16 protein-coding genes and 1 pseudogene are annotated in these 13313 nt (G+C 71.7%); 7 read left to right on the top strand and 10 right to left on the bottom strand.

Annotated elements, in window-relative coordinates:
- Nucleotides 1-283 precede the first annotated feature (283 nt).
- From ACL02T_RS32195 to ACL02T_RS32175, 5 genes are all read right to left on the bottom strand, one after another.
- Nucleotides 284-1870: a DNA primase family protein gene (locus tag ACL02T_RS32195; protein WP_412834586.1), complete on the bottom strand. Its 1587-nt coding sequence runs from the start codon at nt 1868-1870 to the stop codon at nt 284-286.
- On the bottom strand, nt 1867-2202 hold the full coding sequence (locus tag ACL02T_RS32190; protein ID WP_412834585.1) for a hypothetical protein: 336 nt from the start codon (nt 2200-2202) through the stop codon (nt 1867-1869). The genes ACL02T_RS32195 and ACL02T_RS32190 overlap by 4 nt, the downstream gene beginning before the upstream one ends.
- Nucleotides 2203-2578: 376 nt before the next feature.
- Nucleotides 2579-2788, bottom strand: a complete 210-nt coding sequence (locus ACL02T_RS32185) for a hypothetical protein (protein WP_412834584.1) — start codon at nt 2786-2788, stop codon at nt 2579-2581.
- Nucleotides 2785-3069: a hypothetical protein gene (locus ACL02T_RS32180; RefSeq protein WP_412834583.1), complete on the bottom strand. Its 285-nt coding sequence runs from the start codon at nt 3067-3069 to the stop codon at nt 2785-2787. Before ACL02T_RS32180 ends, ACL02T_RS32185 begins: the two co-directional genes overlap by 4 nt.
- A 278-nt stretch (nt 3070-3347) precedes the next feature.
- Nucleotides 3348-4244, bottom strand: a complete 897-nt coding sequence (locus tag ACL02T_RS32175; RefSeq protein WP_412834582.1) for a tyrosine-type recombinase/integrase — start codon at nt 4242-4244, stop codon at nt 3348-3350.
- A 23-nt stretch (nt 4245-4267) separates the two neighbouring features.
- On the opposite strand from ACL02T_RS32175, the gene ACL02T_RS32170 reads away from it, so the two are divergent.
- Nucleotides 4268-4573, top strand: coding sequence for a Type 1 glutamine amidotransferase-like domain-containing protein (locus ACL02T_RS32170; RefSeq protein WP_412834581.1), 306 nt, complete (start codon nt 4268-4270; stop codon nt 4571-4573).
- Between the two features lie 48 nt (nt 4574-4621).
- Here the strand turns inward: ACL02T_RS32170 and ACL02T_RS32165 are convergent, their stop codons facing one another.
- Nucleotides 4622-5221 (bottom strand): malonic semialdehyde reductase, encoded by a 600-nt coding sequence (locus ACL02T_RS32165; protein ID WP_412834580.1) that lies wholly within the window; start codon nt 5219-5221, stop codon nt 4622-4624.
- A gap of 194 nt (nt 5222-5415) precedes the next feature.
- Here ACL02T_RS32165 and ACL02T_RS32160 point away from each other — a divergent pair, with 194 nt between their 5' ends.
- The 3 genes from ACL02T_RS32160 to ACL02T_RS32150 are packed head-to-tail and all read left to right on the top strand — an operon-like array spanning nt 5416 to nt 6668.
- The gene (locus ACL02T_RS32160) at nt 5416-5628 is read left to right on the top strand and encodes an antitoxin VbhA family protein (RefSeq protein WP_412834579.1); all 213 of its coding nucleotides are present in this window, start codon (nt 5416-5418) and stop codon (nt 5626-5628) included.
- A complete protein-coding gene (locus tag ACL02T_RS32155; protein ID WP_412834578.1) occupies nt 5625-6206 on the top strand; it encodes a Fic/DOC family protein in 582 nt (193 codons plus the stop codon). Before ACL02T_RS32160 ends, ACL02T_RS32155 begins: the two co-directional genes overlap by 4 nt.
- Before the next feature lie 60 nt (nt 6207-6266).
- Nucleotides 6267-6668, top strand: coding sequence for an HNH endonuclease (locus ACL02T_RS32150; RefSeq protein WP_412834621.1), 402 nt, complete (start codon nt 6267-6269; stop codon nt 6666-6668).
- A gap of 273 nt (nt 6669-6941) precedes the next feature.
- Here ACL02T_RS32150 and ACL02T_RS32145 read toward each other — a convergent pair.
- The 3 genes and pseudogenes from ACL02T_RS32145 to ACL02T_RS32135 form a co-directional block, all read right to left on the bottom strand.
- Nucleotides 6942-7163, bottom strand: a pseudogene (locus tag ACL02T_RS32145) (GAF domain-containing protein); the annotation flags it as partial.
- A 111-nt stretch (nt 7164-7274) separates the two neighbouring features.
- Nucleotides 7275-7685 (bottom strand): VOC family protein, encoded by a 411-nt coding sequence (locus ACL02T_RS32140; protein WP_412834577.1) that lies wholly within the window; start codon nt 7683-7685, stop codon nt 7275-7277.
- A gap of 141 nt (nt 7686-7826) precedes the next feature.
- Nucleotides 7827-8660, bottom strand: a complete 834-nt coding sequence (locus ACL02T_RS32135; RefSeq protein WP_412834576.1) for a DUF2382 domain-containing protein — start codon at nt 8658-8660, stop codon at nt 7827-7829.
- Between the two features lie 1303 nt (nt 8661-9963).
- Here ACL02T_RS32135 and ACL02T_RS32130 point away from each other — a divergent pair.
- From ACL02T_RS32130 to ACL02T_RS32120, 3 genes are read left to right on the top strand one after another with little or no spacing between them, the layout of a single operon-like run.
- Nucleotides 9964-11103, top strand: a complete 1140-nt coding sequence (locus tag ACL02T_RS32130; protein ID WP_412834575.1) for a tyrosine-type recombinase/integrase — start codon at nt 9964-9966, stop codon at nt 11101-11103.
- Nucleotides 11103-11483, top strand: coding sequence for a helix-turn-helix domain-containing protein (locus tag ACL02T_RS32125; protein WP_412834574.1), 381 nt, complete (start codon nt 11103-11105; stop codon nt 11481-11483). Before ACL02T_RS32130 ends, ACL02T_RS32125 begins: the two co-directional genes overlap by 1 nt.
- Nucleotides 11480-12982, top strand: a complete 1503-nt coding sequence (locus ACL02T_RS32120; RefSeq protein ID WP_412834573.1) for a hypothetical protein — start codon at nt 11480-11482, stop codon at nt 12980-12982. The genes ACL02T_RS32125 and ACL02T_RS32120 overlap by 4 nt, the downstream gene beginning before the upstream one ends.
- 12 nt (nt 12983-12994) lie before the next feature.
- Here ACL02T_RS32120 and ACL02T_RS32115 read toward each other — a convergent pair.
- The coding region (locus ACL02T_RS32115) for a hypothetical protein (protein WP_412834572.1) at nt 12995-13313 on the bottom strand (319 nt) is incomplete at its 5' end.

The following is a 13313-nucleotide window of genomic DNA, read 5'->3' as shown; positions in this document are numbered from 1 at the left end:
GGCCACACGAAACCGCTGGTCAGATGCCGTTTAGAGATCAAGTGGCCAGGTGGCCAGGCACTTCTGTATCTTTCCCCACTAGAACCTGAAAGGTGAGTACAGGCTCACCTAACCCATTGGTTCTCCTGCGCGTAACTCCCGAATCTGCCTGGACGTCCTGGCCACTCGGGGTGAAACCCTGGTTTGACCTGCGGTTTTCAGTGGCCAGGCAAACGGACTGTTGCCTGGCCACTACCTGGCCACTGCCTGGCCACCCTGGCCAGGTGCCGAGCCGTCCCGGTGGTCAGTCGGGGTCGTCGACCGCGTACTCCAGCGCCTGGCGGCGTAGCGTCGGATCCTCGATCGAGCCGGAGAGGTCGGCGGACGCGCCGGTGTACGACCGGCGGAAGGTGACCCCGGTGTAGAAGCGGACCCGCTCCCCGGCCATCTGGACGCGCCCGTCCCCGACCCCGGGGAGGGCTTCGCGGAGCATGCGCCCGAACGTCGCCACGTTGCCGGAGCGGAAGCCGTGGCGCTCGGCCCACTCCCGCCAGGCGTCGTACAGCACGGTGCGCGGCACCCGGTTGCCGGTCCCGGCGACGAGGGCGTCGTCGGCGAACTGGCGGATCGGGCTGGCGTCCTGGGTCAGCGTCTCGCGCTCGGCCCGCGCGCTGGCGGGCTCGGTGAACCGGCGAAGCTCGGCGAGGCGGTCGAGCCCGACGAGGGCCCAGTTGGCGACCTCCGGCAGCTCGGCGAGCAGCCGGTCGAGCAGGCCGAGATCCTCGTTGCCGAAGAACGATCGCGTGAAACGGAGGATGAGGAACCGGCCGACCGCTGCCGCGGATCGGTCGCCGAGGTCGGGCACCTCGTTCGAAGCGATCATGAACCGGCTTCCGAGGCGGACGGTCTGCGGGTCCCGGAACTTGCGGTCGACCAGCACGGCGTCGCCACCGATGATCGACAGCACCTTCTCCAGTGCCGCCGGGTTGGGCCGCTCGCGGCTGTCGCCGACCACGGCCAGGCTCTTACCCGCCAGGGCGGCGAGCCCGAACCCGCCAGCCAGGGCACCGAACGACGTCGCGGCGGTGTTCTCCGTGCCCACCAGGGCCTCGGCCACGCTCAAGATGGTGCCCTTGCCGGCCCTCGTCGGTCCGACGAGGAGGAGTCCCTTCTGATGATCGGTGCGACCGCTCAGCAGGTAGCCGAACCACTGCCGGATCAGCTCGATCTTGTCCTCGCCGTCGGGGTCGTCGGCGAACAATCCGTCGAGGAACCGCAGCCACTCCCGCGGTTCGGCACCGGCATCCGGGTCGATGTCGTACGGCAGGGCGTTGTCATTGAACAGTCGCGGCGAGTGCGGCAGCACCTCGCGGGTCTCGAGGTCCAGCACGCCGGTGGCCATCGGGATGAGGCCGCTCGCGGGCTCGCCGGTGACGTAGTGTCCGGAGGTGAGTCCCGCCGGCAGCGCGGCGGACGAACACGCCAGCGCGTCGAGCGCATCGGACACGCGCTTGCCCGTCGGGTTCCACCGCGTCCGGGTGTACGCGCCGTCGTCGGCCTTGCGCATGTACACCGCGTCGCGCAGCTCGGCATAGATCTGTCCGCGGATCTCCTCGTCGTGCGCCTCGGCCCAGTGCGTTCCACGCCACCGCCACCACTGGCCCGCCTTGCGGCCGATGGTGGGCGTGCCGTCGATCGAGCGCCGGTCGGCGAACTCGTCGGCCACCGCCAGGGGCGCGGCCGGAGACGGCCAGACCTCTGCGTCCTCCTCGGCCCGCTCGTCGTCGGCGACGAGGCGGAGCCTTCCGCGCGTGACGGCGTCGTCGTGCACCTGGCCGTCCTCGTCGACCCACTGCTCGGTGTCGTCGTGGTCGGTGCCGTAGTCGATCACGCTGCCGCACCTCCTCGTCGAGCCCACTCGGCCGGGTCGCCGTTCGGCGGGTAGCGGCGTCGCACGATCTCCCCGTGCGGGATGTGGTTCAGGATCCGGTCGGGCCAGCCGGGCGCCGACCGGACGTCGAGCGCGGCCTCGCGCAGCGCGCGCCGCTGCTCGGCCCGGGCGTCGATCAGCTCGACGGCAGAGCGGACGGCGACGACCAGCGGGGCGGCCGGGTCCCGGTCGGCCATCTCGACCAGTCGGGCGGCGAGCTCGCTGGCGACGCGGAGCTCCCCGGGGTCGTTGTCCCGGCGGAGGTGGTCCCAGAACGACACGCGCTCGCTCATCGGGCGCCTCGCCGGGTGAGCAGGCGGATGGCGCCGGGGCACAGCGTGGCGGTCCGGCATCGCTGGCACCCGAGCACGCACGTTGGGCCGGGCCGGTGGTGATCGAGGATGGGGCCGGGGTGGCGCCCATGCTCCTTCTCGAAGACGCACCGGGTGTCACATCGGTGGTCGGCGGTGACCCACGCGCGGTGGCGCTGGACGCACACCGGGCAGGTCGGCGGCCGGGGGGTGCTACGGTTGGGGGTGTTCACGGAGGTACCTCTCCGGGTTCGAGGCCCGCGCGGGACGGCCAGGTCCCGCAGCGGGCCATTTCTGTGTGGTGGACGACAGAAACCCCGGCGATCACGAGAATCACCGGGGGATGCGTCGGGGTCGGTCAGTTCGTGGTCTGCGGTAGCGGTTCGGATCCGAACATCACCGCGAAGAACGCGGGCGCGACGAGGGCGAGCATCGCGTCGAGCTGGTCGGGTGGCGTGACGCCGGCGAGCACCGTGGCGGCTGCCGCGGTGTCGAAGCTGCCGTCCTCCTCGGCCACGGTGACGATTGCGTGCTCGATCAGGTCGGCGAGGGCGGCCGGATCGGTCACGCTGCCGCCTCCCGCTGCTCGCGGCGCTGGCGACGGACCTTCGCGGACTTCGCGGCGATGGCGGCCATGTGGGCGCGCATCGCGGCCTCCGCGCGCCGGGCGCGCTCGGCCTCCTGGAGCGTTCCGTCGGGGTCGACCTGGGCCTCGAACCGGGCGAGCGCGGCCCGGCGGGCCGGCGCGGTGCGGGCGGCCCGGTCCTCGGTCTGCGACCAGGAGGTGTAGGACGCGGCCCGGGCGAGCGCGGAGCGTTCGCCGGGGCTACAGTGGCTGCCGAACGGCATGACAGAGGTCTCCCTTGGTCGGGTGAGCTGGAGTGTCGGACCGCCCCCGCCGGTGTTGCCGCACCGGGCCGGGGCTTCGTCGCGCGCATTGCGCTGTCCGAGGTGACCTCAGCCTGTCACCCGTCCAAGGATGCGCGCCCACCGCGCGCGCCGCTGTCGACCCGTTCGCTGCGAGCGCTCTCAGAATCGCTGGTCAGGGGGATGATTCGTCGGACACGCCGACGGCGCCCGACGCGCCGCGAGTGCGACACGCCGAGCGCGACACGCCGATACGGCGGCTACAGGTCGCCGAGGTTGAGCCGACGGGCCTCCTCGGCGGCCCGCTCCGACGCTGTCGCCCGGGCGTATCTATCCAGCATCTCGCGGCGCTGCCAGCCCGCGACGCTCATCAGCCCGCCCTCGGATCCGCCCGCGGCCAGCCACCGCGAGGCGGCGACGTGGCGCAGCACGTGCGGGTGGAGCCGCTCGATCCCCGCAGCGTCACCGCGGGACCTGATCATCTTGTGCAAGGCCGCGTAGCCGAATCCCTTGCCGGGCCATCCGAGCCACAGGGTCGGCGTCCCGGCGAGCCGGTGCGTGCGGCGCGCGCGGACGTAGCGGTCGAGCGCCTGGGCCGTCTGGGCACCGAACGGCACCACCCGACCCTTGCCGCCCTTGCCGCGCTGGATCACCGCGCGGCCGGCCGGGATGTCGAGGTCGGGCAGCGTCATGGCGACCAGCTCCCCGGCCCGAAGGCCGGTCTCGATCATCAGCCGGATGATCGCGGTATCGCGGCGGTCCACGAACTCCCGGCCCGCGCACGCGCGCAGCAGGGCGCGGAGCTGGTCCTCGGTGAGCACCTCCACCACCTTGCTGTCGATCTTCGGCAGCTTCATCCCGAGCAGTGCGTCGGTGTCCTGCTCGCCCTCCTCGGCCAGCCACGCGGAGAACCGGCGCACCGCGAGCTGCCGGGAGCGGGCCGTCGTCGCCTCCGCCCCGCGACCGAGGATCGCCGCGGTGAAGGCGTTCACGGTCGCCCGATCGAGCAGCGCCGGGCGGTCCTGCTCGGTGCACCACGCGAGGAACGCACGCACGCCGGTGACATAGGACCGGATGGTCTCCTCGCTCTTGCGCTCGGCTTCCAGGGTGACCACCCAGGAGTCGAGGAGGTCGGCGAGGGGGAGGGGCGCAGCCATGGCCAGTATCTTGACTCGCTGCGGTGTCCGTGTCTACCGTGAGATCCGTTCGGCACGTTTTTGCAGGCAGCGCGCCGAACCGATCGAGGAACGGAATCCAGATAGACCCGCACTATCTCGACCCGGTCCCCGGATCGGTGCACATGGGCGAGACCCGGGAGGAGCGGATCGCCGAGTTCCTCGAGGAGAACGACGTACCCGTCGTCGGGCTGCGTGAGGGCGGCTGGCTGCGGGTGTCCGGCGGGGCGGTGACGCTGCACGGGTCTGCGCGGGTGTTCCGTCGCGGCGTCGAGCCGCAGGAGTGCCGGACGGGCCCGCTCACGCCGTGAGCCCCCGGCCTGCCGTCGCCGGACGAGGCCCTCGACGACCGGCGCTCGTCAGGCCCAGCGCACGACGTCGGCGTGGTCGAGCCGCGGCAGGCGCGGGAACCACGCGTCGGGGCCGGGGTGGCCGAGGTTCACGACCAGGAGGGCCTTCTCGCGGCCGCCGGGGTGGAACTCCGCGGTCACGGCGTCGTGGTCGAAGCCGGCCATCGGCCCCGTGGCCAGGCCGTGGGCGCGGGCGGCGAGCAGGAAGTAGCCGATCTGCAGGGTGGAGTTGAAGCGCGCCATGTCCTCGCGACCCTCGCGGCCCGACGCCTCGAACGCGTCCTTCATCTCGGCCCGCGCGGGGAAGGTCTGCGGCACGAACTCGTGGAAGTCCAGGTCGGCGGCCAGGATCGCCACGACCGGTGCCTTGTCGGACTTGGGCCGGTTGCCCTCGGCGAGCAGCGGGAGCAGCCGCTGCTTGCCCTCCTCCGTGCGCACGAAGGTCACGCGCAGGGGCTGGGTGTTGGCGGCGGTCGGGGGCCACTTCGCCAGGTCCCAGATGGCGCGGAGCGTCTCGTCCGAGACCGGCTCCGGCGAGAACGTGTTGGCCGTCCGGGCCTCGGTGAAGAGCGCTGCGCGCCCCGCGTCGTCGAGGAGGGGGAGGGCCACGGGGCGGTCGGTCACTGTCGTCACGCATTGGTCAAACGCTCAACTCTTCCTGGTGTTCCGGACCGGCCCGGTGGCGTCGATCACGAGGGGGAGCTCGGCGCAGCAGGCAGCCGGACCGGCGTGGGGCGGCGCGGAAGGAGACGACGCGGACGGTCGTCCGGGCGTGGGCGCCGCGCTCCGGTAGGCTCCCGGGCGTGCACGTGACCCGTGAGCCCGCTGCCGCCCCGTGCTGCCGCGACGCGGTCGCCGAGGCACTCGCGTCGGTCCGGGCCGAGGGCCTGGAACCGAGCAGCACGGGGCTGTCGCTGTGCGAGGCGATCGCCCGCGGCGAGCTGGACCCCGAGCAGGCCGTGGCGCGGCTGACCGCGCACTACCGCCCGCATGCCCGGTCACCACGTCCGGCTTGAGCTGGGACCCCTACCTCGATCTCCGCACCGGCGTCCTGCGCAACCGGCTCGGCCTGACCGATTCCGTCACGCTCGCCGCCGCCGAGGCCGACTTCACCGCCGCCCGGCTCGCCGGGCTGGAGCTGCGCCCGGTGCCCGGCAGCTACGACCTGCCCCACCTGCAGGCCTTCCACTGGCACGTCTTCGGCGACGTCTACCCGTGGGCGGGGCAGCTGCGTACGGTCGCGCTCGGCAAGGGCCGGCTCTTCTGCCCGCCCGACGAGCTCGAGCGCCGGGCCGCCGACCTCTTCGCCGGTCTCGCCCGACACGATCACCTCCGGGGACGCGACCGCACCGGCTTCGTCACCGGTCTGACCGCGCTCCTCGCGGGGATCAACGACCTGCACCCCTTCCGGGAGGGCAACGGGCGCACGCAGCGGGCGTTCCTGGGTCAGCTCGCCCGCGACGCGGGCCGGCGGATCCGCTGGGCCGCGCTCGACCCCGCCGAGAACGTCCGGGCCTCCGTCGCGGCGCACGAGGGTGATCTCGGCCCGATGTGGACCATGCTCGACCGGCTAGTCGCGACCGACCCCGGCTGACGCCGGCGGCCCCGGGCTCGGCCGGGCGCCCCGGCCCACGCCCGGGGACACTGGACGGCGATGGCACTCCCGCACCCGCAGCCCGGTCGCGCCGAGCGGCTGCGCGCCGCCGCGGCCCGCGACGGCGACGCCTGCGTGTGGTGCGGGCGCCCGTGCCTCGGTCTCGTCGCGCCGACCACCGACCACCTGGTACCGAAGGTGAAGGGCGGCCCGTCCTGGGTGGAGAACGAGGTCGTGGCGTGCCGCCGGTGCAATGCGGAGCGGGGGCACCGCAGCCCGGCCGAGTGGTTCGCCGAGTGCGAGCGGCGCGGCTGGGAGCCGAACCTCGACGCCGTCCTGGGCGCCCTGCGAGCCCTCGACGAGGCCATCGCCACGCGGGGCGGGCAGCGCCGGGCGCGGCCCTACCTGGCCGCCCAGCTGCGACGGCTCGCCCGTACCGAGGAGGAGCGCCGGGCGTCCTGAGCGTGGCGCCGGCGGCGCTTCTGCTGTACTCGTCGCCGGCGTCGTGCCCCCTGCCCGTCGTTGACCGTCTTTGAGGGTGTCGAGGTCCGTCACGACCACGCCGGCAGCGTCGCCGAACCGGCGGAACCGCTCCTCCTCCTGCTCGACGAACCGGTCCCAGCCCCGGCGGTTGAGCAGGCCGGTCAGCGCGTCGGTCTCGGCCTCCCGGCGGGTGCGCTCGAGCTCGCGGGTGGCGGCCGTGGCGGACAGGTCCGCGTCGAGAACGGCCGACAGGAGGGCGCAGAGCAGGTCGAGCAGCGGCAGCTGGTCGCGTAGCCCCTCGGGCTGCGGCGCCGGATCGTAGCCGCAGACCGTGCCGAACAACCGGCCGTCGCCGCTGACGATGGGCGTGCCGACGTAGGCGCTGATGTCGATGGGCGCCGCGGCGGCCATCTCGGCGTACTGCGGCACGTCCTGCACCTCGGGCGCGATCCGGGGCGTGGCAGCGGTGATCATGGTGTGGAACCCACGCGCGCCGGAGCGGCCGCCCGAGACGCCGGTCGGGCGACACCGCGCGGTGGTCCGCCCGTCCCCGGGCGCGGGGACGGGCGGAGGTCGAGGTGGAGTTCAGCCGCCGGTGGGCACCTCGACGACGGCGATGTGGTTGCCGTCCGGGTCGCGGAGCATGAACAGCTTCGGCGCCCCGGGCGTGCTGTCGTCCGGCGCGTCGTCCATGTCGACCCCGCCGATCGCGCGGAGCCGGGCGTGCTCGGCCAGTACGTCCGGGGTCTCCACCCCGATCGAGCTGCCGCCGGGCTGGTCGTACATGGGCGGGTTGAGGGCCAGGCGGGCGGTGGAACCGCGGGGGGCCACCTCCAGCCAGCGGTACTCGCCGTTCGGGCCGAAGCGGGTGTCACCGCGGACCTCGAAGTCGAGCACGCGGGTGTACCACTCCAGGGCGGCGTCCTGGTCGGCGACGGTGAACATCGCGACGCCGATGTTCGTGACGGTGGTGCGGGACGTGGTGTCGTTGCTCATGCCCGTACGACTCCACGGCCCCGCGGAACTCATCGCCCGCTCGGCGAACCACTCGAGCCCGTTCTCGTCCGCCCCTGACGGGCCGCTCCCGGCCGGGCGAACCCGGGGGAGGGGAGCAGCCCGTGCCGATCACCGGACCGGTCAGCGCTCGCGATCGGTCCGGTTCCTGCCGGTCTCCTCGATCCCGGTCGTCTCGACCTCCTCACGGCGGACCTCTCCGCTGACCTGCTCCTCTTCGGTCACGGTCTCCTTGCCCAGGCGCACCCGTTCCACCGGAACCGCCTCGGTCTGCTTGACCGGCCGTTCGGCGTGCAGGGTGACCTCGTGCTCCTCCTCGGAGATCGCCGGGCCGCTCGTCGCCGCGTCGACGTTCGCATCGGTGATCGGCTCGCGCTCGACCCGCACCTCCTCGTGCGAGACCGGCACCGTCTGGGTCACGTTCTCGGTCACCACGTACTTGCGCAGCCGCACGCGCCCGGCCTCGGTGTCCTCGGTCCCGACGCGCATTCGCTCCTCGGATCGAGTCATCGCGTCGTCGGTCGTCGGACCGGAGACATCGCGTCCGACGGCACCCCCGCGGTCCGTCGACTCCCGCGTGGTGGAGGTGTCTGCCTCTCCTCCCGCCGTCCCAGCTGTTCCTGCGGCTTCGCCGCGGGCGCCGTAGGCCAGTCCGTAGTGCTCGTAGAGCTGCCGCTCCTCGGCCGGGCTGAGGTGGGTGTCCGGATCGTGGTGCGGAGCGGAACGCAGCGCGTCCTTGTCGTACGGGACCGTGAGCTCGTCGCCGGACAGCTCCGCCGTCGCGAGCGGCACCAGGGACACGTGCGAGCCGAACAGCCCGGTCCGCACGGCGGCCCATTCCGGACGCTGCGTGTCGTCGTCGATGTAGACCCCGTCGACCTTGCCGAGCTTCTCACCCCCACGGCCCGTCACCGACATCCCGAAGATGCGCTCTGGTTCCCGAACGTCGATAGCCATCGTGTGGTTCCTCCTCGTGCCGTTTCATGATTCGTCCGGTTCCGCCCGGCCATGGGAGCGTTGCTCGGGGTTGCGGGCCCGACACCTCCGCTGTCGTTTTTGGTACGGATTACCGCGGAGGTGCCGTCGGCCGGCCGAACGGGAAACGGCGGTTCGGCGCAGCATCGCGCGGCGTCGGCCGAACGCCCTCGGGTGGTCACCAGCGGAGTCCGGTCGGCCCTTCCGTCGCCGTGCGTTCCCCGCGATCACGGCTGGGCGTGTAGGCGCTCAACCTGATCGCCCAGGTCGTGCGGTGATCCTCGTTCGTGCCACCATCGACGACCGACCGTCACTGCCGCCCTGTCCTCTGCGGCCCTGTCCTCTGCGGCCCTGTCCTCTGCGGCCCTGTCCTCTGCGGCCCTGTCTTCTGCGGCCCTGTCTTTTGCCGCCCTGTCATCGAACACATCGACGGCACACCAGTTCCGGTCTCCGTCGGTGAGCGCGAATCGGCTCCGCGACCGCAAGCTGTTCACGACCCATGATGAGCTCCGCCAGATTCGTTCCTTCTCGAGGAAGAGCGGCGGTCGGGCATGGGGGGCTGTCGGAGAAGGCGACCGGCTCGGGGACCGAGGAGCGACGCCGGGTCCGCCCGCGTGCACCCCGTTCTCCAAGAACTGTGGAAATGTCGATTATCGGCTGGAGGAGAACGACCAGTCGCGACGGAGGCACGAACTGGTTCGTCGTTCAGCGAAGGTGCTCATGTCGTCGGGGCTGCACGCCCGCCGTCCGGGGCTACCGACCGCGACCCAGGCGGACGGGCTTGTGCATCCAGCGCCAGCCCGAACGAGCTTACAGCAGCCTGTCCAGGGTCCGGCGACACGACGCCACTCGAGCGGGTCGCGACGGTAGAACCAGGAGGCCGCGTCTCCGCGCCCACCAATTTGAGGACGCGGGTGTTCTGGTCACGGAAGTCGCGGATCTCGCTGCGGATCTCGGGCGACGTCGTGGTGTCGGATGAGTACTACGTACGAACAAACTGTCATAACGTAGATTATCGGCTTCAGACGATGACGAGTTTCAGTGGATGCATGAACTGGTCACCGCGCGGTGAGACCTGCTTCGAACTGCAGGTCCACGCCCCCGAGCGAGCACGACGCGTTGGGCGTTGGCGGCCCGTAGCGACGACTTCAACAGTGCCTCGACGTGCGCCGTTGCCAGGGATCAATCATCTGATGCATGATTCGCGCATCACCCCTGACTCTTGGATGTCGCTGCGGAGGTCGTTGTGCCGGGTTCGTCGCACGGTCCGCGGGGTCCGGCCGGTGTGGCCGGTGAGCTGTTCCTGGCGGGCACCTCGCGGCTACTGCGGCCGGATGAGCAGGTGTTCGAGGCGATGCTCGCCGGCTGGCGGGATCAGCAGCTGAGCCGCAACCTGCACCACGGCACCGTGGACGGGCGCCTGGCCGTGGTGCGGCGGTTCCAGCGGTTCACCAACGAGTTCCCGTGGGACTGGCGGCCCGCGGAGATGGAGGCGTTCACCGCCGAGCTGCGCGGCGAGCGCTGCGCGTTGTCCACGGTGCGCAGCTACCAGGGCGCGATCCGGCTGTTCTGCGACTACGCCGCCGATCCGCGCTATCAATGGACCGCTGTGTGCGAACGGCTGTTCGGGTCCCACCCGGCGCAGATCTGCTTCGAGTGGAACACCGCCGCCCATGTCCAGGACACCGAGGGCGATCCGCGGCGGCGGGCGTTGACCAAGGCCGAGTTGCAGCGGCTGTTCGACTACGCCGACGAGCAGGTTGACCAGGCCCGCCGCAGCGGACACAAGGGCTGGTTCACCGCAGTCCGCGACGCGGCGGCGTTGAAGACCACCTATGCCTGGGGGCTGCGGCGACGGGAGACGGCGATGCTCGAGCTGGCCGATTTCGGCACCAACCCGCACGCCCCGGAGTTCGGCGCGCACGGGGTGCTCTACGTCCGCTGGGGCAAGGCGGGCAAGGGCAGCACCCCGAAGCGGCGCAGCGTGCTCACGGTCTTCCCCTGGTCGGTCCGGGTGATCACGCAGTGGGTCGAGCAGTGCCGGGAGCTGGCCCCGACCGCAGCGCGGAGCACGTCTTTGTGGCCCAGCGAGCGGTCTGGCCGGCTGTCGAAGGAGAAGCTCAGCGCCCGGTTCGCCGACTACCGCGACGCCCTCGGGATGCCGCCCGAGCTGACCCTGCACTGCCTGCGCCACTCCTATGTCACGCACCTGCTCGAGGCCGGCTACGACCCGCTGTTCGTCCAGCAACAGGTCGGGCACTCCTACGCCTCCACCACCGCGCTCTACACCTCGGTGTCCTCGGACTTCCGCACCCGCACGCTGCGCGGAGTGCTCGATGCCAGCGTCGGCCGCGCTCTGGCGCTAGGCGCTCGAGGCGCCGAGCAGGAACCTGGGACTGGTCCCGAGTCAACCGGAGAGCTCTGATGCCCGCACGTCGCCGACTGGACTTCCAGTGGAACCTGCGACAACTCATGGCCGCGCACCAGATGTGGAAGACGACCCAGCTCGTCCCGTTGCTGGCCGAACGCGGCGTGAAGCTGTCCGCGGCCCAGGTCTATCGACTGGTCACCGACAAGCCCGAGCGGCTGTCGATGAAGACGCTCGTGGCGCTCTGCGACATCTTCGGCTGCTCCCCCAACGACTTGATCACCCCGCACGTCGTCGCAGCCAGGACCCCCAAGGCCGCCGCAGGCGAAGGCGGAGCCGGCAGCGTGATGGCGATGCCCGGTGAGTTCCGGCCCGAACGCGCCCGCATCCTCGACGACGAAGACACCGGCGACGGCGCCAATGGCGGCGGCGGGTGAGCCCGCCGCGCAAGCCCCGAGCTCGCAGCACCACACCGGACCCGGACCGGTGGCCGGAGTGCACGCGCTGCGGGCAGTGCTACCAGCTCGCCGCGCGCTGGCCCGAGGGGCCGATCTGCACCTACTGCTACCACGCCGCCCGTCGCCGCGAAGGGGTCTGCGCCGACTGCGGCCATACCGGCATGGTTCCCGGGCTCAACACCGCCAAGGAGCCGACCTGTCTGCGCTGCAGCAGTGTTCCGCTCACGCTGACCTGCGCCGGGTGCGGGCAGGAAGCCTGGCTCGCCAAGGGCGCCACCTGCTGGCGATGCCTGCTGCGCGACATGGTCCACGACCACCTCGCTGGACCCGACGGCCAGATTTCGCCGGCGCTGCAGCCGATGGCCGAGGCGCTCTGCTCGATGCCCCGGGCGAACAGCGGCGTGACCTGGATGCGGGCCAACCCGCAGGTCGGACAGCTGCTGCGCGCACTGGGCACCGGCAGCCTCGAGCTGTCCCACGACGCTCTCGACGCGCTGCCCGCCGGCCGCACCGTCGAGTATCTGCGCGCGCTCCTGGTCACCCACCACGCCCTGCCGCCCCGCGATCGACGGCTGGCGACGTTTCAGCGTTGGCTCGACGACACCCTCGCCCGGGTCGATCACCCCGAGCACAGGCAGCTGCTCGACCGCTTCGCCCGCTGGCACCATCTGCGCGATCTGCGCCGACAGGCCGAGCACGGCCCGGTCGAGGCCGGCCCGGTCCTGCGGGCCAAGCAGTCGATCACCGTCACGATCGAGTTCCTGGGCTGGCTCGCCCTGCGCGGCACCACAATGGCCGAGCTGTCTCAGCACGAGATCGACTCCTGGCACGCCGGCGGACCAGGCACCCGCGAACATGTCCAGCGGTTCCTCTACTGGTGTCGCGCGCAGCGGCTCACCGGCAAGCTCGAACTCCCCCGCCGGGACAGGGACAACCCGCAGCTGATCGGTGAACACGCCCGACTGGAGATCATTCGCTCGCTGCTGCTCGACGACGAGCTGGCACTCCCCTACCGCATCGCTGGCTGCTTGATCACTCTCTTCGGGCAGCCCGCCGGGAAGGTCGTCGCCCTGACCCTCGCCGACCTGGCCGGCTCCGACGCCTCTTCGCCGGAGCTACGGCTCCGCCTCGGCAAGCAGTGGGCTCCCGTTCCCGAGCAGCTCGCGGCGCTGATCCGCCTTCATCTCGAGCACCGCGCCAACACCAACACCGCCGCCAATGCGCAGGCCCGATGGCTGTTCCCCGGCCAGGTCCCCGGCGAGCACCTCAGCCGCACGACCCTGCTCGCCGCCCTACGCGGCGCCGGAATCCCGGTGCGCGCCGCCCGGAACACCACCTGGCAACAACTCGTCCGAGAAGCACCGCCCCAGGTTCTCGCCGACGCCCTCGACATCAGCCCCGCCACGGCGATGAAGCACGCACAACGAGCGGGCTCAGACTGGGCGCGCTACGTCAGCACCACCCGCCACCAGCAATGATCCCTCCCCGGGTCAGCGCTCCTTGCGACCGGCCTCGCGGGCCAGCTCCAGCAGACTGGTGAACCAGGCGACCTGCCCCTGATCCCAGGTGGCCATCAGAAGACGCAGTGAGCTGAGCTCCTCGTCGCTCATCCCGACATCAGCCAGAGCCGAGGGCACCTGCCGCACCGACGTGTCCCAAGGCTCCCCGCCATCGCCCCAGAGCCCGTCCTCAGTCGAGGCGTATTGATGAGCAAGCCTCATGACCAGCTCGGACTCCCAACTGCCCGGACGCGCACCGACCAGCAACGCGACACCCCCGACCTCGTCAGCTGCAGCGCCAAGCGCCCCC

This window comes from Pseudonocardia oceanicola (genome assembly GCF_047200735.1).
In the GTDB taxonomy this organism is placed as follows: Bacteria; Actinomycetota; Actinomycetes; order Mycobacteriales; family Pseudonocardiaceae; genus Pseudonocardia.
This window is presented reverse-complemented; position numbering and strand designations above follow the sequence as displayed.

Bases quoted from the DNA above. Each gene is read 5' to 3' on its own strand.
- ACL02T_RS32140 (WP_412834577.1), bottom strand. From the start codon at position 7,685: ATGAGCAACGACACCACGTCCCGCACCACCGTCACGAACATCGGCGTC.
- ACL02T_RS32135 (WP_412834576.1), bottom strand. From the start codon at position 8,660: ATGGCTATCGACGTTCGGGAACCAGAGCGCATCTTCGGGATGTCGGTG.
- ACL02T_RS32150 (WP_412834621.1), top strand. From the start codon at position 6,267: ATGGCACTCCCGCACCCGCAGCCCGGTCGCGCCGAGCGGCTGCGCGCC.
- ACL02T_RS32190 (WP_412834585.1), bottom strand. From the start codon at position 2,202: ATGAGCGAGCGCGTGTCGTTCTGGGACCACCTCCGCCGGGACAACGAC.
- ACL02T_RS32125 (WP_412834574.1), top strand. From the start codon at position 11,103: ATGCCCGCACGTCGCCGACTGGACTTCCAGTGGAACCTGCGACAACTC.
- ACL02T_RS32180 (WP_412834583.1), bottom strand. From the start codon at position 3,069: ATGCCGTTCGGCAGCCACTGTAGCCCCGGCGAACGCTCCGCGCTCGCC.
- ACL02T_RS32175 (WP_412834582.1), bottom strand. From the start codon at position 4,244: ATGGCTGCGCCCCTCCCCCTCGCCGACCTCCTCGACTCCTGGGTGGTC.